The following is a 24,832-nucleotide window of genomic DNA, read 5'->3' as shown; positions in this document are numbered from 1 at the left end:
GTAATGCCCTTGGGAGACGGACATGATTTTGTGCTGTGGAGAAGCGTTGATCGACATGCTGCCGCGGGAGACGACGCTCGGCGAAAAGGGCTTCGCGCCCTATGCCGGCGGCGCCATCTTCAACACGGCGATCGCGCTCGGGCGCCTGGGCATCCCGACTTCCTTCTTCACCGGTCTCGCCGACGACATGATGGGCGAAATCCTGCAGGAGACGCTGAAGGCGAGCAATGTCGACTTCAGCCTCTGCGCCATCGCGCAGCGCCCGTCGACGCTCGCCTTCGTCAAGCTGGTCAACGGCCAGGCGACCTACGCCTTCTATGACGAAGGCACCGCCGGCCGCATGATCACCACCGACGACCTGCCCGTCCTCGGCGACGATTGCGAGGCGCTGCACTTCGGCGCCATCAGCCTGATCCCCAGCCCTTGCGGCGAGACCTACGAGGCGCTGCTCGACCGCGAGGCCGCCAAGCGCGTCATCTCGCTCGATCCGAACATCCGCCCCGGCTTCATCAAGGACAAGCAGGCGCACATGGCGCGCATCAAGCGCATGGCTGCCAAGTCCGACATCCTGAAATTCTCCGACGAGGACCTGGAGTGGTTCGGCATGGACGGCAACCATGACGATCTCGCCGCCCACTGGCTGCAGCACGGCGCCAAGCTCGTCGTCATCACCAAGGGCGCCGAGGGCGCGACGGGCTACACCAGCGAACGCAAGGTCACCGTCCCCAGCCAGCGCGTCACCGTGGCCGACACCGTCGGTGCCGGCGATACGTTCGATGCCGGCGTTCTCGCCTCGCTGAAGATGGATGGCCTGCTCACCAAGGTGCAGGTCGCCTCGCTCGATGAGAAGGCGCTGCAGAACGCGCTTGCGCTCGGCGCCAAGGCCGCCGCCGTCACGGTCTCCCGCGCCGGCGCCAACCCGCCATGGGCCAACGAGATCGGCCTCTAAGCCTCACGGCAGCCGATCGAGAAACGCGAGCACGGTCCGATTGAACTCATCGGGCCGCTGCAGCGGCGCGAAGTGGCTGACGCCCTCCAGCGGAATGAAGGTTGCGCCGGGAATGCTGCGCACGAGATGGGCGGCATGCTCCGGCTTGATGAACTCGTCCTTGTCGCCGAGCACCACCGTTACCGGCACACGCATGCGGTTCAGGTCTGCGGCCGAATAATTCGGCTCGGTCGACATCATCAGGCTCACATCCTCGACGAAACGGTCGAACTGATCCGGCGTCGGCGAGAGCGCCTCGTAATCCATCCGATGCCTGTTGAAGCAGCGGTCGATGACAGGTGTCGGCACGAAGGGCTTTACGCCCGATGGGTCCATGCTGCAGGCGAAGAAGAACACGCCGTCGACACGATCAGGATGCTGGTCGGCCAGGATCAGCGCCGTGCAAGCCCCATCGCTCCAGCCGACAAGCGCTGCCTTCTCGATCTCCAGATGATCCATCACCGCAAGCACGTCCGATGCCATCAGCTCGTAGGTATAGGGCTTGCCGTCCCGCGTGCTGCGGCCATGACCGCGGCTGTCGATCACCACCACGCGCCGGCCTGATCGCAACAGCGCCGGCACCTGATAGCCCCAGTTGCCGCTGTTCCCGAGCCCGCCATGCAGCAGGATGACAGGAGGCCCGGAGCCATACGCGCTGTACCAGATATCGGCGCCATCATGCGTGACCACGCCATCGTCGCCATCAGGCAAGGCCTCCGCGCCCTGCGCCGCAAATCGCTCCAGCTCGTCGTCGATCATATCGATCCTCCCAATCCTTCATTCTCTCTAGACGGATGACGCGGCCCCATCTCGACACCTCCACCGAAATTATCGTCGCGCCGACCAGACTAAGCCTTATCCCGCGCCGCTTTCATGGCCTCGCGCAGCACCTCGTAAACCCTCGGATCTTCCGTCTGCGAAACATTGAACCGCATGAAATCGGTCGCCGTCTGCGACAGGCTGAACGCATTGCCCGGCGCCAGCACCACGTCCCGCTCCAGTGCGGCGCGCGCCACATCGGCGGCGTCGATGCCATCTGGCAGTCGGCACCATAGAAACATCCCCGCCTGCGGCTCGAGCCAGGGCACGATGCCGAGGTTCTTGAGCTTGCCCGAGACGTCGAACATCGTCTTCGACAGCCGGCTACGCAGCGTCTCGATATGCTTGCGGTAGCTGCCGTCGCTGAGCACGCTCAACACCAGCTGCGCCGCATGCCGCCCGCCGCCGAACGAGGTGGCGATCTTCAGATCCGTCAGCCCGCCGATCCAGTCCGGCTTGGCGGCGATGAAGCCGCAGCGCGCCGAGGCCGACAGCGTCTTCGAGAAACTGCCGATATGGACGACGCGATCGAGCCCGTCGAAGGCGGCGAGCCGTGGCGCCGTCACGTGCTCGAAATCGGTGAAGATGTCGTCCTCGATGATTGTCAGGTCGAACTGCTCGGCAATCTTCAGCACCCGATGCGCGGTTACCGGCGAGAGAATCGCGCCGGTCGGGTTATGCAGCGCCGAATTGGTCACGTAGAGCTTCGGCCGGTGCTCGGCCACCACGCGGGCGAAGACCTCGACATCGGGGCCGGAGGGCGTGTAGGGCACGCTGACGATCCTGGCGCGGTGGGCGCGCAGCAGGGCGTGGAAATTGAAATAGCAGGGATCGTCCACCATCACCGTGTCGCCCGGCTCGATAAGGAAGCGGCAGAGCAGGTCGATCGCCTGGATGCCTGACTCCGTAAGGATGATCTGGTCGGGCGAGGCGCCGATCCCCTTGTCGGCCATCCGCCGCGCGATCAGCTGCCTGAGCGGCGGCAATCCGAGCGGCGATCCGTAGGCAAGCAGCACCGGTCCGTCGGCTCGCGCCAGCGCCCGCACGGCGCGGCGAACGCCATCCTCCGGAAGCCAGGCCGGCGGCAGCCAGCCGCAACCCGGCTTCAGCCCAATATCGCCCGCCTCCAGAGACTGGCGCGACACCCAGAACGGATCGATCTCCCGGTCGAGCCTTGGCCCGACCTCCGACAGTGCGAAGGGGGCCGCCTGGTTGGCGACATAGAAGCCGGAGCCCGGCCGCGACAGGATCGCGCCCTCGGCAACCAGCCGCTCATAGGCTTCGACGACCGTCGAGGTGGAGATCTTCAGCGATCCCGCGAGCGCCCGCACCGAAGGCAGTTTCGCCCCCGCCGTCAGGCTGCGGCCGGCGATGCGCTGCCTGATCGTGTTCATCACCATCGCCACGCGGGTAGTGCCAACGACTACGTTATCGGCCATCCGTACTGCTCTCCGATGCATAACAGTTTGGCGAAACCGTACCATACCGTAACTGGCATGGCCACGCTGCTAGGGACCATAAGATGGCTATTGATCGTGAAGGAGTGTGCCATGGACCGCACGGCGGCCGGTTGGTTGAATGGTTTTATCGGTGTTCTGATCTTCAGCGGCTCGCTGCCCGCGACGCGCATGGCGGTGATGGGGTTCGATCCCGTCTTTCTTACCGTTGCCCGCGCGGCGATCGCCGGGCTGATCGCGCTGGCATTGCTCGCGCTGTTTCGCGAAAGGCGGCCGTCGCTGAGCGACCTCCCGTCGCTTGTTATCGTCGCCTTCGGTGTCGTCATCGGCTTCCCGTTGCTGACCGCGCTGGCGCTCACCCGCGTCACCTCGGCGCACTCCATCGTCTTCATCGGCCTGCTGCCGCTCTCGACCGCGATCTTCGGCGTCATCAGGGGTGGCGAGCGTCCGCATCCGGCCTTCTGGATCTTCTCCTGCCTCGGCAGCGCGCTGGTCGCGGGTTTCGCCCTGTCGCAAGGCGTAACCGCTGCCCCGCTCGGCGATCTCCTGATGCTGGCCGCCATCATCGCCTGCGGGCTCGGCTATGCCGAGGGCGCCAAGCTGTCGCGCCGGCTCGGCGGCTGGCAGGTCATCTCCTGGGCGCTGGTTGTCTCGCTGCCCGTCATGCTCGCTCTCGCGCTCGTCAATCTGCCGCCGTCCTTCTCGGTGATCGCTGCGCCCGCCTGGGCGGGTCTCGCCTATGTCTCGCTGTTCAGCATGCTGATCGGCTTCTTCTTCTGGTATCGCGGCCTCGCGCAAGGCGGCATCGCCGGTGTCGGGCAGCTGCAGCTGCTGCAGCCCTTCTTCGGCCTGCTCTTGGCGGCAACGCTGCTGCGTGAGCAGGTCAGCCCCGTCATGCTCGTCGTCACCGTCGCCATCGTCGGCTGTGTTGCCGGCGCCAAGAAGTTCGCTCGTTAGAGCGTTGCAGGTGAGAATGGATTTGCATTTTGCCGCGTAAGCGCGCCTGCTGATTGCGCCGCATCGCTCGGTGTGGCGCAATCAGGGAGCTTGAAATGGCAAAGGGTCAAATCCGTAGCACGCGTGAAGCGCGCAAGCCGAAGAAGGACAAGTCCGCTCCTGCAGTCGCCTCGCAGCCCGGCTCGCAGGTCAAGCAGGCCGCGAGCACCGTACCATCAGGCAAGGGCGCCAGGCCCTGACCGCCATCAAGGGGTGGTCCTGAGGCAGTCATATCGCCCAAATAGAAAACGCTCCCGCGGCGGTCACCACGGGAGCGTCTGTTGAACGTTGCGTTCGTTACTTCGCGAGCTTCGCCAGCTCGGCGACGAGGCCCTGCGTCGAGGAGTCGTGGCCGGCAGCACTTTCCTTGCCTTCGATGACGGGCAGCAGGCCCGTCGCCAGTTCCTTGCCGAGCTCGACGCCCCACTGGTCGAACGAGTTGATGCGGAACAGCACGCCTTCGACGAAGACGCGGTGTTCATAGAGCGCCACGAGGCGGCCAAAGGCGAACGGCGTCAGCTTGTCGTAGACGAAGGTGATCGACGGGCGGTTGCCGGTGAAGACGCGGTGCGGCGCGATGAAATCGGCCTGCTTGTCGTCCATGCCCTTGTCGGTCAGCTGCTTCTTGGCTTCCTCGAAGGTGCGGCCCTTCATCAGCGCTTCCGACTGCGCGATGCAGTTTGCCATCAGGAGCTGATGCTGGTGGCGCAGTTCCGGCTCGAAGCCGTTGGCGGCGATCATGAACTCGGCCGGGATCACGCTCGTGCCCTGGTGGATCAGCTGGTAGAAGGCGTGCTGGCCGTTGGTGCCGGGCTCGCCCCAGACGACGGGGCCGGAATTGCCCTCTACCGGCGTGCCGTCGATGGTGACGCCCTTGCCGTTCGATTCCATGTCGAGCTGCTGCAGATAGGCGGGGAAGCGCGACAGGCGCTGGTCGTAAGGCAGGATCGCGCGGGTGGCGTAGCCGAGAACGTTGCGATTGTAGAAGCCGATCAGGCCGAGCAGGATCGGCAGGTTCTTGGCGATCGGCGCGGTGCGGAAGTGGTTGTCGATCGAATGCGCGCCATCGAGGAACTTGCCGAAGTTCTCGGGGCCAACGGCGATCATCAGCGGCAGGCCGATGGCCGACCAGATCGAGTAGCGGCCGCCGACCCAATCCCAGAAGCCGAACACGCGCTCGCTCTCGATGCCGAAGGCGGCAACCTTGTCGAGCGCGGTCGATACGGCCGCGAAGTGATGCTGGACGGCGGCTTCGCCGAGCGCATCGGCGATGAACTTGCGCGCCGTCTGGGCGTTCGTCATCGTCTCGATGGTGGTGAAGGTCTTGGACGCGACGATGAAGAGCGTCGTTTCCGGCTGCACCAGCTTCAGGATGTCGGCGATATGGGCGCCATCGATGTTAGAGACGAAGTGCGCGCGCGGGCCGTCATGATAAGGCGCCAGCGCCAGCGTCGCCATCACGGGGCCGAGGTCGGAGCCGCCGATGCCGATGTTGATGACGTCGGTGATCGCCTTGCCGGTAGCACCCCTCAGCGCGCCCGAGCGGATGCCGTCGGCGAATTTGCCCATGGCGGCGAGCACGCCGTTGACGTCAGGCATCACGTCCTTGCCGTCGACGAGAACCGGGGTGTTCGAGCGGTTGCGAAGGGCCGTGTGCAGCACGGCGCGGTTTTCGGTGAAGTTGATCGCCTTGCCCGAGAACATCTCGTCGCGCTTGGCCTCGACGCCGCCGGTCTCGGCGAGCTTGACCAGAAGGGCCAGCACTTCGTCGTTCACTGCCGTCTTCGAGAAATCCATCAGGAGGTCGTCGAGCGAGGCGGTGAAACGCGAAAAGCGTTTCGGATCGGCCGCGAAGGCAGCACGGATATCGGTGGCCTTGGTGGCAGCCGCGGTGCTTTTCAGTTGGTCGACGATGGCATTCATGGGAGGCTCCTTTGCAGGGCGAGAGGGTCGCGGAAACTATTCGCTTTACCGGGTGCAAATCAAGTTCAACGATCTTCTTAAACGCAAAAAAGCCACCCGCGATTGCGGATGGCTTGCAATTTTCACGAAACATTCAAATCAGTTACGCAGATCCTTGCGCAGGATCTTGCCGACCGGCGACTTCGGCAGTTCGGTGCGGAACTCGATAAAGCGCGGCCGCTTGTAGTTGGTGAGGTTGGCCACGCAATGCGCCTTCACATCCGCCTCGGTCAGGTCAGGATCCTTGCGCACCACGAACAGCTTCACCGCCTCGCCGGAATGCCCATCGGCCACGCCAACGGCGGCGGCTTCCAGGATGCCCGGGTGCATCGCCGCCACTTCCTCGATCTCGTTCGGGTAGACGTTGAAGCCGGAGACGAGGATCATGTCCTTCTTGCGGTCGACGATCTTGGTGTAGCCGCGGGCATCCATGAAGCCCATGTCGCCGGTGCGGAAATAGCCGTCGGGGGTCATGGCGCGCGCCGTCTCTTCCGGTTTGTTCCAGTATCCGGCCATCACCTGCGGTCCGCGAATGCAGATCTCGCCAATCTCGCCGAGTGGCAGCGACGCGTCGTCCTCGTTGCGGATGTCGAGATCGGTGGAGGAGATCGGCAGACCGATCGAGCCTGTGAATTCGGGCGGATCGAAGCGGTTGGCGGTGGCGACGGGTGATGTCTCGGAAAGGCCGTATCCCTCGGTAATATGCGATCCCGTGATCGTAAGCCAGCGCTCCGCCACCGGCCGTTGCACGGCCATGCCGCCGCCGAGCGAAATCACCAGCGAGGAGAAGTCGACCTTGGCGAATTCCGGATTGTTCATCAGCGCGTTGAACAGCGTGTTGAGCCCTGGGAAGACATGGACGTTCGATTTGGAGAATTCGCGCACCAGGGCGGGGATGTCGCGCGGATTGGCGACAAGAATGTTATGGGCGCCAAGCGACATGCCCATCAGCGAATTCACCGTCAGCGCGAAGATATGGTAGAGCGGCAGCGCGCAGAGGAAGTTCAGCACATCCGGCCGCTGGCGCTTCTCGAAGGCGGATTTCAGCCAGAGTTCCAGCTGCAGCTTGTTCGACAACAGGTTCTTGTGCGTGAGCACGGCGCCCTTGGCGATCCCTGTCGTGCCGCCGGTATATTGCAGGAAGGCGATGTCGCTGCCCACAAGTCCCGATGGCTTCAGCGTCGCGCCGTCGCCCTCGCCAAGCACCTGCTTGAAAGTCTTGTGCCGTGGGATAGACCATGCGGGAACGAGCTTCTTCACCTTGCGGACGAGAAGATTGACGATCAGCCCCTTGGCGCCGAGCATTTCGCCGAGCGACGTGACAACCACATGGCGCACATCGGTATGGCCGAGCACCTGCTGGACGGTGTGGGCGAAGTTCTCCAGAACGAAGATCGCCTTGGCGCCGGAATCGCGCAGCTGGTGTTCCAGTTCGCGCGGCGTATAGAGCGGGTTGACGTTCACCACCACAAGCCCGGCGCGCAGGATGCCATAGACGGCGATCGGGTTCTGCAGCACGTTCGGCATCATCACCGCGACGCGGTCACCCTTCTGCAGGCCGCTCGCCTGCAGCCATGCCGCGATCTTGCGCGTCTGGCTTTCCAGCTGGCGATAGGTGAGCGTCTTGCCCATGCTGGAAAAGGCGATGCGGTCGGCATAACGCGCGCAGGATTTCTCAAGCAACTCCGCCAGTGATTCGTATTCCAGCGCCGGAAGCTCGGCCGGTACGATCGCCGGATAGGTGGCAAGCCACGGCTTGTCGGGCTTTTCACCGCCAGGATGGGCGGAAATGCTGTTCATCGTGTCTCTCTCCCTGTCGCTGCCGGCGGGGCGCCCGTCGAAACTACTGGATGATCCTCCATCCTCCAATACGGCAGCTTATGTCATTGCTCGAATGGTTCAAGCAACATGAAGCTACAATAACCTTGACGTAAACGTCAATATTGCGCAGCCCGCCAAAATTGCGGATCAAATTCGGGAACAACGGGCAGCGGGCGACGTTTTCAACTCATACGCCCGGCACGAGGAGTAGAGGCCAGGCACGAGGAACCAACCGAAAGGGAGTAGAGACATGCTGCAACAGGACAACGACAAGACCCTCCGTGACCCGAACGTCAAGGATACGCACACGCTGATCGCCAGCGACCGCGTGGAAGGGACCCGTGTCTACGGCGCCGATGGCAAGCACATCGGCTCGATCGAACGCCTGATCCTCGGCAAGAGAGATGGCCGCGTCGCCTATGCGGTGCTGAGCTTCGGCGGCTTCATGGGCATCGGCCACGATCACTATCCGCTGCCCTGGGAAAAGCTGTCCTACGATACGCAGCTGGATGGCTACCGCATCGACCTGACCAAGGAACAGATCGAAGGCGCGCCAAGCTACGCGGATGATGACGACACCTGGTACAACGACAACGGCCGCCGCGTCTATGACTACTACGGCGTGCCGCCCTACTGGATGTAGGTCTCCCGCGAGGCCGGAACGGAAGGGTCCCGCCGCGTGCGGGACCCACCGACGGCCACAAAAACCTCCGGCGAAAGTCGGAGGTTTTTGCATGAATTGCGCCGGTCTATCTCAACCAGCTGAAACGAGATCGTTGGCCGAGCGCAGCACCCGTCCCCACCACGATATCGGCCACACCGATCGTCGCCCGCGTCTTGACCTCGAACACATGCGTCTCGCCCGGCAGAAGCGTGATCAGCATCGTGTCCACCACCGCATCCGGATCGAGCCGATCGGCCATCAGGCAGAGATCCTTCAGCAGGCTGAACGCAGTCACCGCGACCGCGTAACCGCCCTCCCGCTTGCTGACCTCGATCCTCCTCTCCGGCTTCGGCAGCTTGAGGTCGATATCCTCGACGAAATAGTGAAATGCCCGCCGGTCCAGCATGTCGACGACGACCATTTCATTGCCGGGATCGTCGGCGGTCGCGATATCCTGAGGTAGCGTGAACGCCTTCGCCTCGAAGCGGTCGCAGAGCAGCCGCCAGAATTCGAACTCCGCAAGCACGGTCCCATCAAACCGCAACCGCTTGCCTGAGATCTTCGCCCGCCAGAATAGCGTCCGCTCGTTGACGGCAACGGCCGCAAGCCCGCCTTCGCGCGGCTGGATCGTCAGAAGCCTGGGATCGAAAGCCTGCCGCATCGCATACCACAGCGGCTTGCGCCGTCCGGCCGAATCCAGCGCCGCCCAGGAGGTCACCGGCCAGCAGTCGTTGAACTGCCAGACAACGGCGCCCTTGCAGATATCGCGGTGCGAACGCATGTGCTCGACGGCAAAGCGGATGGCGCGAGCCTGGTTCAGCTGCGTGGCGAAATGCCAGTCGTTCATCGTCCGCGGCTCGGGCAGGTGGCCGGTCAGCCCACGGATGAGCTTGTCGTTGCCCTGCGTCGCCTTCTGGTGATGGAAGACGCCGTTGGACACCGGCGTCAGCGGCGCGTCGTGAACGCTCTCTTCCAGCGTCGCCCAGTTGGGCGGCGCCTGCCAGCCGAACTCGGAGCAGAAGCGCGGGATATAGTTGCGGTAGACCTCGTAGCCCACGTCGTTCCACACATCCCATATGTGCTTGCACCCATGCGCATCGGCGTTCGGCTCGATCTCCATCGTGCCGGAATAGGGGCTGCCGGGATAGTAGGGGCGGTCGGGATCAATCTCGGCGCAGAGCTTCGGCAGGATATCGAGATAGTAGCCGAGCCCCCAGCTCTCGCCCTCCTTGATGATCGGCCGCCAGCCCCACTCGTCGAAGCCCCAGATATTCTCGTTGTTGCCGTTCCAGACGATCAGCGAGGGATGCGGCATCAGCCGCCCGACGTTGTCGCGCACTTCCGCCTCGACCTCGCCACGGAGCGGCTCCTCCTCGGGATAGGAGGCGCAGGCGAACAGGAAATCCTGCCACACCAGCATGCCCACCCGGTCGCATTTCTCGTAGAACTCGTCCCGCTCGAAGATGCCGCCGCCCCATACCCGCAAGAGGTTGATGTTGGCGGCCTTCGCCTCGTCGATCCGCGAGGCATAGCGCTCTGCCGTGACCCGCGAGGGGAAGCAATCGTCGGGGATCCAGTTGGCGCCGCAGAGAAACAGCGGCACGTCGTTGATCACGAAGGTGAAGGCCGAGCCATGCTCGTCCGGGGAAGTGTCGAGCCGCACCGAGCGGAAGCCGATCTGTTTGGCGTAATCGTCGAGCAGTTCATCGCTCTCGCCGTCGCGCAATTCGACATGCATCGGATAAAGCGGCTGCGCGCCGAGATGATGCGGCCACCAGATCTGCGGGGAGGGAACGCGCACCTGGAAGCGGACCTCGTCGCTTCCGGCCTCGACGATCTCGCTATGCGTGACGCCGCCGATGCTCGCCGTAATGCGGCAGTCGCCGGCGTCACCAGCGCGCGCGATCCTTGCCCGAACCGTGACCATCCCGTCTCCACCGGCAAGCGTTGCCGAAACCAGCGTTTCGGCCAGCCGCGCCTTCGCCCAGCGCTCCAGCCGCACCGGCTTCCAGATACCCGCCGTCACCAGCGTCGGTCCCCAGTCCCAGCCGAAATTGCAGGCCATCTTGCGCATCAGGTTGCCGGGGCCGGGATAGTTGTTCGGCCGGTAGCCATAATGCGCTTCCATCTCCGCGCCGTAAGCGTAAGCCGAGCGGAAGGTCACGACCAGCTCGTTGCCCTCGGCCTTCAGACGATCGGAAACGTCGAAGCGGTAGGTGCGGTGCATGTTGAACGTCTGGCCGATCTCTTCGCCGTTGAGCGAGATCGTCGCCACCGTATCCAGCCCGTCGAAGACAAGCTCGTGCACGAAATCGGCGTCGGGCGATGCGTCGAAGCGGCAGTGATAGGTCCAGTCCTCGCTGCCGATCCAGTCATTGGTGATCTCGTTGACGTCGACATAGGGATCGGGGATCAGCCGGCTTGCCAGAAGGTCAAGATGCACGCATCCGGGCACATGCGCCGGCACTGTTTTCGGCAGGTTAGGCTTTCCTGCAACGTTACAGTTGAGGGTCCAGCCGGTATGCAGGTCTGTCTTGGAAATCATCGGGGTCTCTTAGAGATAGCGGCCGTGGCGCTGCAGGACTTCGATCTTGTAGCCGTCGGGATCGGTGATGAAGAAGAACAGGGCAAGCAGCTTGCCGTCGCGGTTGAGCTCAACAAGCTTGCCGGGATTGAGCCCGGCTTCCGTCAGCCGCTTGTGCTCGACGGCGACCTCGTCGACCGACACCGCCAGATGCCCATAGCCGTCGCCGAGATTATAGGGTTCAACGCGGCCCTTGTTGACGGTCAGTTCCAGCTCGAAGCCGGTCTCGCGGTTGCTGAGATAGATCAGCGTGAAGGTGTCGAAATCGATGCGGTCGGCGACCTCGAGCCCGAAGACCTTGCCGTAGAATTCGACCGAGCGCGCTTCGTTAAGAACGCGGATCATCGAGTGAATCATCTTGGCCAAGGCTGCCTCCATCGTGCGTATCAGGCCGCTTTGGTAGCTGCTGGCTTAGGCGGTGCGCAAGCCCATTCTTCGCGTCATCGCGCTTTCCGCCAGTCCGACCGCGTCATAGATCAGGAGCGCCATTAGCCCGACGATCAGGCCGCCCTGCAGGATGAAGGCGGTGTTATCCGATATCAGCCCGGCGATGATCACTTCGCCCAGCCCCTTGGCCGCCACCGTCGAGCCGATCGTCGCCGTCCCGATGTTGATCACGGTCGCCACTTTCACGCCCTCGATGATCAGCGGCAGCGCCAGCGGCAGCTCCACCTGGAACAGCCGCTGCGTCGGGTTCATGCCCATGCCGTCGGCGGCGTCGAGCACGGCGGGGGAGACCTGGCGCAGGCCAGAGATGGTGTTTTCGAAGATCGGCAGTAGCCCGTAGAGAAACAGCGCCACCAGCGTCGGCCCGGCGCCGAAGCCCATGGCCGGCACCGCCAGCGCCAGCACCGCGACCGGCGGAAAGGTCTGTCCGGCATTGGCGATGGCGCGCGACAGCGGCAGGAAATCGGCGCCGCTCCGCCGCGTCACGAAAACGCCGCCCAGAATGGCGACCACGGCGCTCCCGACAATCGAGATCAGCACCAATTGCAGATGCCCGAGCGCCAGAAGCGGCAGGCTGCTTTGCGTGTAGACGGCGGGCGCGTTGTTCTTGGTGAGCGGCGTCAGCAGGAAGGACAGCCACTCCGTCCGGAACAACAGGATCAGGAGCAGCGCCAGAGCCGCGACGCGAAAGAGATTGGCGGTCAGGAGCTTCATTCCTTGCGGCCCAGCTCCAGGAGGTGCGACATCGAGATCGAGCCGATGGCCGCCTTCTTCTCGTTTTCGACGGCCGCCTCGTCGATCCCTTGCCAGATCATCTCCGCCAGCGCGTCGCGCAGGCTGAGCGATTGCGGCAGGCCGTGGTCGAGCCCGGCCTTGGCGGGCGCCATGCCCGATGTCAGCGGCAGCAGCGACATGCGCTTCAGCGCCCGGTCCGTCGTTCCCGTCAACTGTTGCACGAAGGGGTCGGCAGGTTCGGTTATGATCTTCTCCGGCGTCGAATATTGCAGCAGCCTGCCGCCGCGCATCACCGCGATCCGGTTGCCGAGGTGGAAGGCCTCGTCCATGTCGTGCGTCACCAGAATGATCGTCGTCCCGAACTGCTTCTGGATCGCCAGAAGATCGTCCTGCGCCTTGCCGCGAATGACGGGATCGAGCGCGCCGAAGGGTTCGTCCATGATCAGCACCTCCGGCCCCGCCGCCAGCGCCCGCGCGACACCGACGCGCTGCTGCTCGCCGCCGGAAAGCTGGTGCGGATATTTCCTGGCGAAGGACTTGGGGTCGAGATTGAAGAGGCCGAGCAGTTCATCGACGCGGGCATCGATCCTGCCGCGCTCCCAGCCAAGCAGCTGCGGCACCGTCGCGATGTTCTGCGCCACCGTGCGGTGCGGAAAGAGCCCGTTGCCCTGGATGACGTAGCCGATATTGCGGCGCAGCTCCGTCTCCGGCACATCGGCCACGTTGCGCCCGCCGACGCGGATTTCGCCCGAGGTCATCGGCACCAGCCGGTTGATCATCCGGATCAGCGTCGACTTGCCGGACCCCGAGGTTCCGACGATGACGGTGATCTCTCCCTTTTCGACCGCCATCGACACGTTGTCGACCACGGTCGTGTCGCCGTAGCGCTTGGTGACGTTGCGGATGTCGATCATGCTCATGCGGCAGGTTCCCGTATGCTGTCGGCGACCGCATCGAGAATGACGGCCGAGGAAAAGGCGAAGATGACGGTCGGCACGGCGCCGAGAAGAACGAGGTCCATGGCCGTCTGGCCAAGCCCCTGGAAGATGAAGACGCCGAACCCGCCACCGCCGATCAGCGCGGCCACCGTTACCAGCCCGATCGCCTGCACCATCACGATGCGGATACCCGTGAGGATGACGGGCAGCGCCAGCGGCAAATCGATGCCGGTGAGGATCTGGCGGCGCGTCAGTCCCATCCCGGCGGCTGCGTCGCGCACGGCGGGGTCGACGCCCTCGAGACCGACGACGGTGTTGGCCACGATCGGCAGCAGCGAGTAGAGCACCAGCGCGATCAGGGCGGGTGCCGCGCCGATGCCGCTGATCCCGATCGCGGCAGCCAGCGGAACTTGCGCCGCGAGATAGCCGAGCGGCAGCATCAGCAGGCCGAAAAGCGCCAGGCTTGGGATCGTCTGGATCAGGCTCAACCCCTGCAAGAGCGCGGCGCGAAGCCTGGGCACCCAGAAGCAGACGATGCCGAGCGGCAGGCCGATCAAGACCGAGATCGCCAGCGACCCGAAGGCCAGCTCAACATGCGTCCACGCCTCGGCCCAGAACTGGTCGCCGCGATTGGCGAATTCGCGCATGATCGACAGACTGTCGAGCAGCCCCGACCAGAGAAAAACACCGAGCAGACAGGCGTAAGCAGCAAGTGCCGCGACCCGCATCCATGGGCGCAGCCGCACCTTTACCAGCGCATCCGATATGATCAGCGCCGTCACCGCGAGCAGCACCCAGAAGCCGCCGCCCGGCGTCATGCGCGCCGCCGCGCTGCCTGCCGGCGTAAACGACGTCGCCACGAACCCGATCGCCGCCAGCAATGCCGCCAGACAGAGCGTCGAGATCGCAAGCCGCGCATAGGCGTTTTCGAGAAACAGCACCGCGCAGGCCGAGAGAACGAGGAGCAGAGTGAGGATGATGACGGCGGGCTGGTCCAGAAGCTGCATCAGCAGCATCGGCTTGCCCGATGCGATCCGGTTCGCCTTCACGTAGATGAATGGCAGCAATCCCGCCGCAACGACGCCTGCCGCCACGAGAACGACGCCGAGCCGGTCCAGTCTGCGGACCGCTAAGGTTTCTTCCATCGATCCATCCCAGCCTGGAAGGAAAACGGCTCCGCACCCATGGCTGGATACGGAGCGTCGGCGATTACTTCAGGAAGCCTTTTTCCTTCAGGTAGGCCTCGGCAACGCTTTTCGCCGGCTCGCCATCGACCTGGATCTTGCCGTTCAGCTTGCGCAGTTCGTCGGCGGTCAGGCTTTTGAAGATCGGCGCCAGGATCTCTTCGATCTTCGGGTTCGCCTTCAGCACCTCCTCGCGGATGATCGGCGTCGGCGCATAGACCTGCTGCACGCTCTTGTCGTCTTCGAGCACGGTGAGTTCTGCTGCCTCGATCGCGCCATCCGTGCCGTAGACCATGGCGGAATTTGCGCCGTTCGTCTGGTCGGCGGCGGCCTTGATCGTGGCGGCGGTATCACCGCCCGAGAGCACGATTTCCTGCTCCGGCTTCAGCATGAAGCCATAGGTCGTCTGGAACGCCGGCAGCGCGCCGGCGGTGTTGACGAATTCGGCCGAAGCCACCAGCTTCGCCTCGCCGCCACCGGCGACCCACTTGCCGAAATCGGACATGCTCTTCAGGTTGTTCTTCCCGGCAATGTCGTTGCGCACGGCGATCGCCCATGTGTTGTTGGCGGGCGAGGGCGTCAGCCAGACGATCTTGTTGGCGTCGTAATCCAGCTTCTTGGCCATGTCGTAGCCCTGCTGGATGTTCTTCCAGGCGGCATCGTCGGGCTTGTTGAAGAAGAAGCCGGCATTGCCGGTGTATTCGGGATAGATGTCGATTTCGCCTGCGGTGATCGCCTTGCGCACCACGGGCGTGGCGCCGAGCGCGATGCGGTCCTTCGTCTTGATGCCATTGGCGTTGAGCGCCAGCGCGATCACGTTGCCGAGCAGCGTGCCCTCCGTGTCGATCTTCGAAGACACCACGACATCCGCCGCCTGCACTGCACCTGCCGTCAGTGCGCAGAGCGATACCGCAAGGGCTATTCTTTTCAGCATGACCATCCCCTTATTCCTTGAAAGCGCGGCAAGCCTTGGCGCAAGGCGAACCGCTGTAGACTCCCCGGCGAAGACAGCTGGCTGTCGGCGACCGATCCAATGCTTAACTGACATAGTGTGCACGATTGAAAAATCGATGCGATTGCGAAAATACTGTTCACGACACTGTCCAATCGATCAATGATCGATTGCCTTCCGGTCTCCGCTCGCAAATCCAACTCTGCGATGCTAACCGGAAGAGCAGGCTTCGGCTTGGACGATCATGAGGTGACGAGGGAGGAATGCGTGACGATCTTGCTTGAGGTATGCGTGGATAGCCCGCGCGGTCTGGCGGCGGCCATCGAAGGCGGCGCCGATCGTATCGAACTGTGCTCGGCGCTTGAAATCGGCGGGCTCACGCCTGTCGCCGGCATGATGAAGGCGGCCGCCGCCGCCCCCATCCCCGTCTACGCGATGATCCGCCCGCACGCCGGCCCCTTCGTGTTCGACAGCGGCGACGAAGCGGCGATGATGGCGGATATCGATGCCGTCCGCGCCTTCGGCCTCGCCGGCGTGGTCATCGGGGCAAACCGTGAGGACGGCACGCTCGACATGCCGCTGCTGCGCCGCTTGAAAGCACACGCCGCCGGCCTCGGCTCGACGCTGCACCGCGCCTTCGATCTCGTTCCCGATCCCGACGCGGCCTTGGAGCAGGCCGTCGAGCTCGGCTGCGAGCGCATCCTCACTTCCGGCTGCATTCCCAAGGCCATCGATGGCCTGGAAACATTGACGCGGCTGTCGAGGAAGGCGGCCGGGCGGATATCGATCATGCCGGGCAGCGGCGTGCGCCCCGCCAACGCGCCGCAGATCCTGCGCGCCACCGGCGCCCGCGAAATTCACGGCTCCTGCAGCTCGCCTGTGAGCAATGTCGATCCCCGCGCGGTCGCCTTCGGCTTCGAGGCCGCGTCGCCCAACCGGACGGACGCTTCGATCGTACGCCAGATGCGCGAGGCGATCGACAGTCTCTAGGCGATTTTGATGACGGCCTTGATCAGGCCGCTCTTCTCATGCGCCCAGCGCGCCAGATCGCGCGGCGTATCGGAGAGCGTCGTGCGGTGGGTGATCAGCCGATCCACCGGCACGAGGCCGTTGGCGATCGAGGCCGCCACATGCTCGAAATCGATCCGCGTCGCGTTGCGGCTGCCGATCACCATCATCTCGCGTTTGTGGAACTCGGGGTCCGAGAAGCGGATATCGTCCTTCACGACGCTGACCAGAACCAGCGCGCCGCCATGCGCGACGAACTGGAACGCCTTCTCCATCGATGGTCCATAGCCCGTCGCGTCGAAAACGACGTCGAAGCCGTCACCGCCAGTCTTCGCCTTGACCGCATCAAGCGTCGCATCGTTGGCGACGATACCTGACGTAAATCCGAAGCGCTCGGCGGCCATCTCCAGCCGTTCCGCACTGGTGTCGAGCAAGGTCACGTCATGGCCGGCGATCCGCGAAAAGATTGCAGCACCAAGGCCGATCGGACCGGCGCCGATGACCAGCGCGCGCGAGCCTTCAGGCGAAAGCGAGCGGCGCACGGCATGCGCCCCGATCGCCAGGAATTCCACCGTCGCCGCCGCCTCCAGGCTCAGCCCCTGCGCCGCATCGAGATTGCCCGCCGGAACCGTGATCTCCTCGCAGAACGCCCCATCCGTGTGAACGCCGAGTACCTTGATGTCGGTGCAACAATTCGCCTTGTCCTTGCGGCAGGCGACGCATCGGCCGCAGGAGATATACGGGTTTACGATCACGGGCGTGCCGACCGCGATCTCGACGCCGGCGCCGGTTTCCACCACGGTCGCGGAGATCTCGTGGCCCATCACCCGCGGATATTCGAGAAACGGATGCTTGCCCTCGAAGATGTGGTAGTCGGTGCCGCAGATGCCGACATGGCTGACGGCGAGTCGCGCCCAGCCTGGAGCCGGCGTGCCGGGGGAGGGGCGCTCGACGATCTCGAGAACACCCGGTTGTTGGCAAAGCACGGCTTTCATGACGGGTCCTGCATTCGATTGAAAGGAAGCCGGCGGCAAGGCCGGCTCCTTATGTTGGCGTTCAGGAGCTGCGGCGACGGCGCAGCTGGTCGAAGTAGACGATCACGATAATCAGCAGGCCGGTGATGATGCGCTGCCAGAACGAATTGACGTTGAGCAGGTTCGCGCCGTTGTTGATCGTGGCCAGGATGAAGGCGCCGATCAGCGGGCCATGCACGGAGCCGACCGCGCCGAACAGCGAGGTGCCGCCGATGACCGACGAGGCGATCGCCTGCAGTTCCCAGCCGTCCGCCTGCGTGGCGTTGCCGATGGCGATACGCGAGGCGAGCAGGACACCGACGAACGCCGCGAAGGTCGCCGACAGGATATAGGCCATGTAGATGATGCCGTTGACCCTGACACCCGACAGACGCGCCGCCTCGCGATTGGAGCCGACCGCGAAGAGATAGCGTCCCCAGCGGCTGAGATGCAGGAAGATGTAGGACGGGATCGCAACCAGCACGACCATCCAGAACAGGCTCGGGACGCCGAGGAAGTCGGCGCGGGCGAAGTTCGTGAAGGGCTCGTTGACGATGTTGATCGTCGAACCGTTGGTGATCAGAAGCCCGATGCCGCGCAGCGACGTCAGCGTCGCCAGCGTGATGATGAAGGGCGGCAGGCCCATCTTGACGATGCCGAAGCCATGAAACACCCCGATCCCGACGCCGATCAAAAGCGTGATCAGGATCGCCGCCCAGACGGGGAAGCCCGCCTGCAGCAGCCATGCCAGGATGACGGTACAGAAGCCGACGATCGCGCCGACGGAAAGGTCGATGCCGGCGGTGATGATCACGAAGGTCTGGCCAAGCGCCAGGATCGCCGTCATCGCGCCCTGGCGCAGAAGATTGGAGATGTTGAGCGGCGTCCAGAAGCTGGCGGTGACGATGCCGAGCAGGATCCACAGGAAGGCCAGAAGACCGATCAGGGTCAGGCCGAACAGGATGTTGACCTTGCGGCGCGGCGGCGGCGCGGCGATCTCGGTGGGGGTTACGGTCATTTTTCTCTCTCCCTCTTGTTCTTTTAGACGCCGATCGCTTCGCTCAGCACTTCTTCATGCATGGCGGCGTGGAAGTCGTGGCTGGCCACGAGCTGGCCACTGCGGAACACATGCAGCCGGTCGGCCAGTTCGTAGACCTCGGGCAGGTAGGAGGAGATGAGAATGATCCCCGCGCCCTGCTTCAGAAGCTTGGCGAACAGCCGGTAGATTTCCGCCTTGGTGCCGACATCGACGCCGACGGTCGGTTCGTCGAAGATGAAGAGCCGCGCCCCATGGCTCAGCCACTTGCCGATGACGACCTTCTGCTGGTTGCCGCCAGACATCGCTGACACCAGCACCCGACGGCTCGGCGTCTTGATCGCCAGGTCACGGATCTGCTGGTCGGCGTTCCTGCTTTCCTCGCCGTGGCTGATGACCGGTCCCTTGCTCAGCCGCTTGAAGACCGGCAGGTTGATGTTGAGGCCGATCGGCAGGTTGAGGCAGAGGCCCTGGTCGCGGCGGCTTTCCGGCGCCAGCGCGATGCCGAGCTCCATCGCGGTGCGCTCGTCCTTGATGTTGACCTTCTTGCCCATCCAGTGGATTTCACCGGCCGTGGTCTTTTCGCGACCGTAAAGGCCGAGCGCGAATTCGCTGCGTCCGGCGCCGATCAGGCCGTAGAGGCCGACGATCTGTCCTGCCTTCACCGAAAGCGACACGTTCTCGAAGCCCGGCCCGGACAAGCCACGAACGTCGACGATGGTCTCGCCGATCGCAATCTCTTCCTTGTGATAGATCTGCTCGATCGAGCGGTTGATCATCAGCGCGATCAGCTCGTTCTCGTTGGTTTCGCCGATATTGCGCGTTCCCACATGGGTGCCGTCGCGCAGCACCGAGACGCGGTCCGCCAGCTCGAAGACTTCTTCCATGCGGTGGCTGATATAGACGATCGTCACGCCTTCGTTCTGCAGGCGGCGGATGAGCTTGAAGAGCTGGGCCGATTCCTGGCGCGTCAGATAGGCGGTCGGCTCGTCGAAGATCAGGAACTGCGTGCCGCGCATGGCGGCGCGGGCGGTCGCGACCAGCTGCTGCTGGCCGATCGTCAGATCGCTCAAGGGCACGCCGGCCGGCAGGCCGAAGCCGAGATCGTTGAGGACGGCCTGCGCCATCTTCTCCATCTCCCGCTTGCGCATCAGACCGTATTGATTGACCTCGTCGCCGAGGAAGAGATTGGCCGCCACCGTCAGGTGCGGGCAGAGAACGACTTCCTGGTGCACGGCGTTGATGCCGCGCGCGATCGCCTCGTTGGGCGTCGCCAGCGCGACCGGGCGTCCGCACCAGAGCACTTCGCCCGCCGTACGGGTGATGACGCCGGTCAGAAGCTTGATCAGCGTCGACTTGCCGGCGCCGTTTTCGCCGACGATCGCGTGGATCTCGCCGGCCAGGAAAGTGATCGTCGCCGGTTTCAGCGCCTGCACATATCCGTAATTCTTCTGCAATCCCTTGAGTTCGAGGATCGGGGCACCCGCGGGTACGCGGTCCGCCTCCTTCGGCTTGGCGCTGTCATCGTGGCGATGACTGACCTCTTCCAGGCTCATGTGCGTTTCCTCCTCGCGAATTGCCATGCCGTCCTTCGCCGTCCGCTCCTCCCTAGGAGTTCGGCTGAAGGGAAGAAAGGCCGCGCGGGATCGCTCCCGCACGGCCATCGTCAGTTCGTTACTTGACCTTCGGGTTCAGGAGAGCGTCGATCTTCGGGTCACTCATATTGGCCTTGGTGACGAGGTTGGCGCCGGTATCGACCTTCTCCTCGACCTTTTCGCCCTTGGACACGGCAAGCGCGGTCTTCACGCCATCATAGCCCATGCGATAGGGGTCCTGCACGACGAGGCCAGCCAGCGAGCCGTCCTTGAGGAAGCCGACCGTCTTGTCGTCGCTGTCGAAGGCGATGACCTTGATCTTGTCGCCGAGCTTGTTTTCGGCGATCGCCTGGCCGACGCCCTGGCCGAGGATGAGGTTCGAGGCGAACGCACCCACGAGGTTCGGGTTGGCGGTGATCAGGTCGGTCATCATGTTGAGGCCGGTTGTCGCCTGGCCGTCACCGTACTTGTCGGCGATGACCTTGAGGCCCGGGTACTTGGTCTTCACCTGGTCCAGGAAGCCTTCGCGGCGCTGTTCCAGCGAGCCGACGCCCGGCAGGTTGGTGAGGATGACGACTTCGCCTTCTTCCTTGCCGGTCATTTCCTTGATCGCCGCCGCCAGGCCATCGGCTGCGATGCGGCCGCCCTGGACGTTGTCGGTGGTGAGGAACGACTTGAAGGCCTTCGAATCCGCGGCCGAGTCAATGCCGATGATCGGAACGGACTTGGCGGCTTCGTCGATCGGCTTGCCGAGCGCCTTGAACTCGGTCGGCGAGATGACGATCGCCGCCGGCTTGCCGGCAACGGCGTTCTCGAGAATGCTGATCTGGCCGTTCACGTCGGATTCTGCCTGTGCGCCAAGCTCAGGAACGTTGACGCCGAGATCCTTGCCAGCGGCGCGGGCGCCGGCAAGCACGATCTGCCAGTAGAAGGACGTGGTGTCCTTGACGATGATCGGAATGGTCACGTCCGCCGCGAAGGACGGCATCGGCATGGCCGTTGCCATGACGGCTGCGCCCGCCATGGCGGTAAAGGCGCGACGCGAAAGAATGGACTTCATGCGCATGTTGGTTCTCCTCTCAGGTGCGTTCTCCTCCAGGAAATCTCTCGTGAACGCGAACGAGAGACTTTTATCGATAAAAAACATTTCCGAGTTCGAAGCTAGCCGAGGCCTGCCCTGATTGCAAGTCTGTGTGGGATAAGCCCTTTGGCTCTTTCCGCCCCGGTACCTGCCCCCGGTCTCCGACCGAGCAGCCGACGTCAAAGCGCCGGCAACTCGTTCTTCCATACCCTCCGGCCTTTTCCATCCAGGGCCGGATGTCTCTCCAGGACATCCAGCCCGCAAGGCCGTCGCGTTCGATTTATGAAATATAGGTTCCGCGTGAATGTCAATACGGAACGTTTATTCCGTTTCTATCCTTATCCCCAGAATACCTCGTCCGGCAGCACCACGCCCTTCTTCAGGATCAGGTTGCCATAAAGCCGGAACTCGGTGGTCGCGACGATATAGGCGGCCTTGCGCGACCGTTCGTAAAAGGCGAAACGCTCGAGCGTCGAAATCGAGAAATCGCCCGCGCGCTTGGACACGATGGTCTGAAATTCCTTGCAGACCTCGGGCACCGCGGTCGGATCGCCCACCACTTCCATGACCCAGGCCGATTCCGGCACGAACGTATCGAGCGGCATGTGGCTGAGAATGGCTTCCGCCATGGCGGTCGCGCTGACGCCGTCGGCGCGGATCATTTCCGGGCCCATGGAAAAGGACGGGAAGTTGGCATCGGCGATGACGATCTCGTCTCCATGGCCCATGCGCGCGATGGCGCACAGGAGATCGGGGCTGAGAACGGGGTGAATTCCTTTGAGCATTCTGTTCTTTCCTTAAACGCGGACAGCGTCGTCGCCGAGCGGCGGCGCAACGAGCGTGAAGCTATCGAATTCCGGATAGATCGTCTCCGGCAAAATCGGTGAGAAGAGCTCCATGTTGCGCGTCACGCTGGATGCCTTGCCGGTGCCGATCAGCACCGACGAGACAACAGGATCGCGCAGCGCGAACTGCAGCGCCGGCGCGGCGAGCGACACACCGTTCTTCTTGGCGACTTCTTCCATGCCGCGCACCTTGGCCAGCACCTCTTCCGTCGCCGGCATGTAGTCGAAGTTCGACCCCGCGACCGCACCGGTCGCGAGAATGCCGGAGTTGAAGACGCCGCCGACCACAAGCGACGTACCCTTCTTGCGGCAGAGCGGCAGCAGCTCGGCTTCGGCCGAGCGGTCGAGCAGCGTGTAGCGCCCCGCCATCAGGATGCAGTCGATATCGGCATTGCGCATGACGTCGAGGCAGACGGGCACTTCATTGACACCGAGCCCGAAGGCCTTGATCGCGCCCGTCTTCTTCAGTGCCTCCAGCGCCTTGATGCCGGTATCGAGGAATTGCTTGAGATAGACGGCGTTCTTCGCGGCGCCATGCGTATAGCCGCCGATATCGTGAACATAGAGGATATCGATGCGGTTCAGCCCCAGCCGGGCGTAGCTGAATTCGACCGAGCGCATGATGCCGTCATAGGAATAGTCGTAATCGGCATCGAAGGAGAGCGGATCGACGTAAGAGTAGTCGGGAACCGTCCCCGTCGGCACCGGTCTGAGCAGCCGCCCGACCTTGCTTGACAGCACCCATTCGCTTTCCGGCTTGCCGCGCAGAAAATCGCCGACATGGCGCTCGCCGAGACCCAGTCCGTACCAGGGCGCCACGTCGAAATAGCGGATGCCGCTATCCCAGGCGGCGTCGAGCGTCTGCATTGCCTGCTCGCGCGGGCAGGCGCGGTAGAGGCCGCCAAGTGCCGCGGCGCCGAAGCTTACTTCGGTCACCTCGAGCTCGGTCCGGCCGATCCTCCTCGTCTTCATCATTCCTCCCTGAAGACTGTGTCCAATATTGATTAGAGCGTCGCTCCGAGATGCCAAGGCACGAATTCGTTATCGCCGTAGCCGAACTCCTCGCTCTTGGTCTTCCTGCCGGATGCCGTATCGATGATCAGGTCGAAGATCTCGCGCCCCTTGCCCGAGATCGTCGCATCGCCGCTGGCGATCGTGCCGCAGTCGATGTCCATGTCCTCTTCCATCGAGGCATAGAGCGCCGAATTGCTGGAGAGCTTGATCGACGGTGCCGGCCGACAGCCGAAGCAGCTGCCCCGCCCGGTGGTGAATGCGATCATGTTGGCGCCGCCGGCGACCTGGCCGGTGGCCGAGACAGGGTCGTAGCCGGGTGTGTCCATGAAGACGAGCCCGGGTGCCGTCACCCGTTCGGCATAACCGTAGACCGCCGTCAGCGGCGAACGCCCGCCCTTGGCGACGGCCCCGAGCGACTTTTCCAGGATGGTCGTCAGCCCGCCGCGCTTGTTGCCGGGGGAGGGGTTGTTGTCGAGCGAGGCGCCGTGCATCGCCACGTATTTCTCCCACCAGACGATCTTCTCGTCGAGCTTGCGAGCGACTTCCTCGCTGACCGCGCGGCTGCGAAGCAAGTGCTCGGCGCCGTAGATCTCGGAGGTCTCCGACAGGATCGCCGTGCCGCCGGCAGCCGCCAGAAGGTCGGCCGCGACACCGAGCGCCGGATTGGCGGTTATCCCCGAGAAGCCGTCGGACCCGCCGCACTGCATGCCGATGATGATGTCGCTGATCGGCAGCGGCACGCGGCGCTCGCGCCCGACATCGTCGGCGATCTCCTTCAGCATGCCCATGGCGCGCTCGACGGCGCGGCGCGATCCGCCGGCATCCTGAATGTTGAAATGGCGCTTGGAATTGCCGGCGCCGCTCTGGCCGTAGAGCGTCAGCTGGTTGACCTCGCAGCCGAGCCCGATCATCAGCACGCCGCCGAAATTCACATGCCTGGTATAGCCGGCAAGTGTCCTGTGCAGCACGGCCATGCCGTCGCCGGTCGAGCTCATGCCGCAGCCCTGGTCGTGGACGATAGGCACGAAGCCGTCGATGCCCTCGTAATGCGGCAGGATGGTGCGGTTGGCCTGATCGGCGATGGCGCGACAGACCGTGGTGGAACAGTTCACGCTGGCGATGATGCCGATATAGTTGCGCGTCGCCGAACGTCCGTCGGCGCGCTTGTAGCCCATGAAGGTGCGCGCCCGGTCGGCCGCACTCGCTTCTTCCGGCGCCGAATTGGCGGTGGCGGCCAGGCGGTCGTTTTCGAAATGCAGGTTCTGGCTATGGATGTGCTGGCCGGCCTTGACGTCAGCGGTCGTGCGTCCGATCGCCTGCCCGTATTTCACGACCGGCTGACCGAGCGCGATATCTTCGAGCGCGATCTTGTGGCCGGGGTCGATCTTATCGAGCGTCGTCACCCCCGCAACCGTCTCGCCGGCGGCGATCGGGGCCGTGGCCACAGCGACATTGTCGCCTGATGACAGGATAATCCAAGGGTCTTTCTTCAACGATCTTCTCCCTAGGGAAACACTCGCTGCATCGGCGAATGCGCATTGCTTTTGTTTTTTATCTACAATAAACATTTTCAAGTCAACGGGATTATTGATCCTGTGGACGAGGGAGGCAAACAGCCGCGGACGATCCAAAATAAGATAAGGATCGCCGAGAGATAAGCTCCTGCCATGCGCCGGCGCCCGCCACCGCGGGC

General features: G+C 63.7%; 21 protein-coding genes and 1 pseudogene. 5 read left to right on the top strand and 17 right to left on the bottom strand.

Features of this window, described 5'->3' with window-relative positions:
* Positions 1–22 precede the first annotated feature (22 nt).
* Positions 23–949 (top strand): carbohydrate kinase, encoded by a 927-nt coding sequence (locus P3R82_RS23630; protein WP_283195553.1) that lies wholly within the window; start codon positions 23–25, stop codon positions 947–949.
* A gap of 3 nt (positions 950–952) precedes the next feature.
* On the opposite strand, the gene P3R82_RS23625 is transcribed toward P3R82_RS23630, so the two are convergent.
* Both P3R82_RS23625 and P3R82_RS23620 read right to left on the bottom strand, forming a co-directional pair.
* Positions 953–1,753, bottom strand: coding sequence for an alpha/beta hydrolase (locus P3R82_RS23625; RefSeq protein ID WP_283196412.1), 801 nt, complete (start codon positions 1,751–1,753; stop codon positions 953–955).
* 83 nt (positions 1,754–1,836) lie between these two features.
* Complete coding sequence (locus P3R82_RS23620; protein ID WP_283195552.1) at positions 1,837–3,267, bottom strand: PLP-dependent aminotransferase family protein; 1,431 nt, start codon at positions 3,265–3,267, stop codon at positions 1,837–1,839.
* Between the two features lie 90 nt (positions 3,268–3,357).
* On the opposite strand from P3R82_RS23620, the gene P3R82_RS23615 reads away from it, so the two are divergent.
* Together P3R82_RS23615 and P3R82_RS23610 are read left to right on the top strand one after the other, a co-directional pair.
* Positions 3,358–4,221 (top strand): DMT family transporter, encoded by an 864-nt coding sequence (locus tag P3R82_RS23615; RefSeq protein ID WP_283195551.1) that lies wholly within the window; start codon positions 3,358–3,360, stop codon positions 4,219–4,221.
* 95 nt (positions 4,222–4,316) lie between these two features.
* Entirely contained in the window at positions 4,317–4,460 is a 144-nt protein-coding gene (locus tag P3R82_RS23610; protein WP_183901247.1) for a hypothetical protein, read from the top strand.
* A gap of 97 nt (positions 4,461–4,557) precedes the next feature.
* Here P3R82_RS23610 and pgi read toward each other — a convergent pair whose 3' ends face one another.
* Together pgi and P3R82_RS23600 are read right to left on the bottom strand one after the other, a co-directional pair.
* Positions 4,558–6,183: a glucose-6-phosphate isomerase gene (gene pgi, locus P3R82_RS23605; protein ID WP_283195550.1), complete on the bottom strand. Its 1,626-nt coding sequence runs from the start codon at positions 6,181–6,183 to the stop codon at positions 4,558–4,560.
* 138 nt (positions 6,184–6,321) lie between these two features.
* Complete coding sequence (locus P3R82_RS23600; RefSeq protein WP_283195549.1) at positions 6,322–8,022, bottom strand: long-chain fatty acid--CoA ligase; 1,701 nt, start codon at positions 8,020–8,022, stop codon at positions 6,322–6,324.
* Between the two features lie 271 nt (positions 8,023–8,293).
* Here P3R82_RS23600 and P3R82_RS23595 point away from each other — a divergent pair, with 271 nt between their 5' ends.
* On the top strand, positions 8,294–8,686 hold the full coding sequence (locus P3R82_RS23595) for a PRC-barrel domain-containing protein (RefSeq protein WP_183901252.1): 393 nt from the start codon (positions 8,294–8,296) through the stop codon (positions 8,684–8,686).
* Positions 8,687–8,797: 111 nt separating this feature from the next.
* On the opposite strand, the pseudogene P3R82_RS23590 reads toward P3R82_RS23595, so the two are convergent.
* The 6 genes and pseudogenes from P3R82_RS23590 to P3R82_RS23565 all read right to left on the bottom strand — a co-directional run bounded on the left by P3R82_RS23590 (position 8,798) and on the right by P3R82_RS23565 (position 15,529).
* A pseudogene (locus P3R82_RS23590) lies at positions 8,798–11,252 on the bottom strand (glycoside hydrolase family 2 protein).
* A 9-nt stretch (positions 11,253–11,261) separates the two neighbouring features.
* On the bottom strand, positions 11,262–11,657 hold the full coding sequence (locus tag P3R82_RS23585; protein ID WP_283195548.1) for a VOC family protein: 396 nt from the start codon (positions 11,655–11,657) through the stop codon (positions 11,262–11,264).
* A gap of 45 nt (positions 11,658–11,702) precedes the next feature.
* Positions 11,703–12,452 carry an ABC transporter permease gene (locus P3R82_RS23580; RefSeq protein WP_283195547.1) on the bottom strand — a complete coding sequence of 250 codons (750 nt, stop codon included), beginning with the start codon at positions 12,450–12,452 and terminating at the stop codon, positions 11,703–11,705.
* Entirely contained in the window at positions 12,449–13,393 is a 945-nt protein-coding gene (locus P3R82_RS23575; RefSeq protein ID WP_047507184.1) for an ABC transporter ATP-binding protein, read from the bottom strand. The genes P3R82_RS23580 and P3R82_RS23575 overlap by 4 nt, the downstream gene beginning before the upstream one ends.
* Positions 13,390–14,556: an ABC transporter permease gene (locus tag P3R82_RS23570; protein ID WP_283195546.1), complete on the bottom strand. Its 1,167-nt coding sequence runs from the start codon at positions 14,554–14,556 to the stop codon at positions 13,390–13,392. Before P3R82_RS23570 ends, P3R82_RS23575 begins: the two co-directional genes overlap by 4 nt.
* A 64-nt stretch (positions 14,557–14,620) precedes the next feature.
* On the bottom strand, positions 14,621–15,529 hold the full coding sequence (locus tag P3R82_RS23565; protein WP_283195545.1) for an ABC transporter substrate-binding protein: 909 nt from the start codon (positions 15,527–15,529) through the stop codon (positions 14,621–14,623).
* A gap of 285 nt (positions 15,530–15,814) precedes the next feature.
* On the opposite strand from P3R82_RS23565, the gene P3R82_RS23560 reads away from it, so the two are divergent.
* Complete coding sequence (locus P3R82_RS23560) at positions 15,815–16,537, top strand: copper homeostasis protein CutC (RefSeq protein ID WP_183901260.1); 723 nt, start codon at positions 15,815–15,817, stop codon at positions 16,535–16,537.
* On the opposite strand, the gene P3R82_RS23555 is transcribed toward P3R82_RS23560, so the two are convergent.
* From P3R82_RS23555 to P3R82_RS23525, 7 genes are all read right to left on the bottom strand, one after another.
* Positions 16,534–17,550: a zinc-binding alcohol dehydrogenase family protein gene (locus tag P3R82_RS23555; RefSeq protein ID WP_283195544.1), complete on the bottom strand. Its 1,017-nt coding sequence runs from the start codon at positions 17,548–17,550 to the stop codon at positions 16,534–16,536. The genes P3R82_RS23560 and P3R82_RS23555 overlap by 4 nt on opposite strands.
* A 61-nt stretch (positions 17,551–17,611) precedes the next feature.
* Complete coding sequence (locus P3R82_RS23550; protein ID WP_183901262.1) at positions 17,612–18,586, bottom strand: ABC transporter permease; 975 nt, start codon at positions 18,584–18,586, stop codon at positions 17,612–17,614.
* Between the two features lie 23 nt (positions 18,587–18,609).
* Positions 18,610–20,160, bottom strand: coding sequence for a sugar ABC transporter ATP-binding protein (locus tag P3R82_RS23545; protein ID WP_283195543.1), 1,551 nt, complete (start codon positions 20,158–20,160; stop codon positions 18,610–18,612).
* Between the two features lie 118 nt (positions 20,161–20,278).
* A complete protein-coding gene (locus tag P3R82_RS23540; protein ID WP_183901264.1) occupies positions 20,279–21,265 on the bottom strand; it encodes an ABC transporter substrate-binding protein in 987 nt (328 codons plus the stop codon).
* A 353-nt stretch (positions 21,266–21,618) separates the two neighbouring features.
* On the bottom strand, positions 21,619–22,065 hold the full coding sequence (locus tag P3R82_RS23535) for an RbsD/FucU domain-containing protein (protein ID WP_183901265.1): 447 nt from the start codon (positions 22,063–22,065) through the stop codon (positions 21,619–21,621).
* Positions 22,066–22,077: 12 nt separating this feature from the next.
* On the bottom strand, positions 22,078–23,097 hold the full coding sequence (locus tag P3R82_RS23530; RefSeq protein ID WP_283195542.1) for an aldo/keto reductase: 1,020 nt from the start codon (positions 23,095–23,097) through the stop codon (positions 22,078–22,080).
* A gap of 32 nt (positions 23,098–23,129) precedes the next feature.
* Positions 23,130–24,632 carry an altronate dehydratase family protein gene (locus P3R82_RS23525; RefSeq protein WP_183901269.1) on the bottom strand — a complete coding sequence of 501 codons (1,503 nt, stop codon included), beginning with the start codon at positions 24,630–24,632 and terminating at the stop codon, positions 23,130–23,132.
* Positions 24,633–24,832: the final 200 nt, after the last annotated feature.

This window comes from Rhizobium sp. AN80A (assembly GCF_030053015.1).
GTDB classification, from domain to species: domain Bacteria; phylum Pseudomonadota; class Alphaproteobacteria; order Rhizobiales; family Rhizobiaceae; genus Rhizobium; species Rhizobium metallidurans.
Note: the sequence above shows the minus strand (reverse complement) of the source record. Positions and strands in the feature narration are given on the sequence as shown.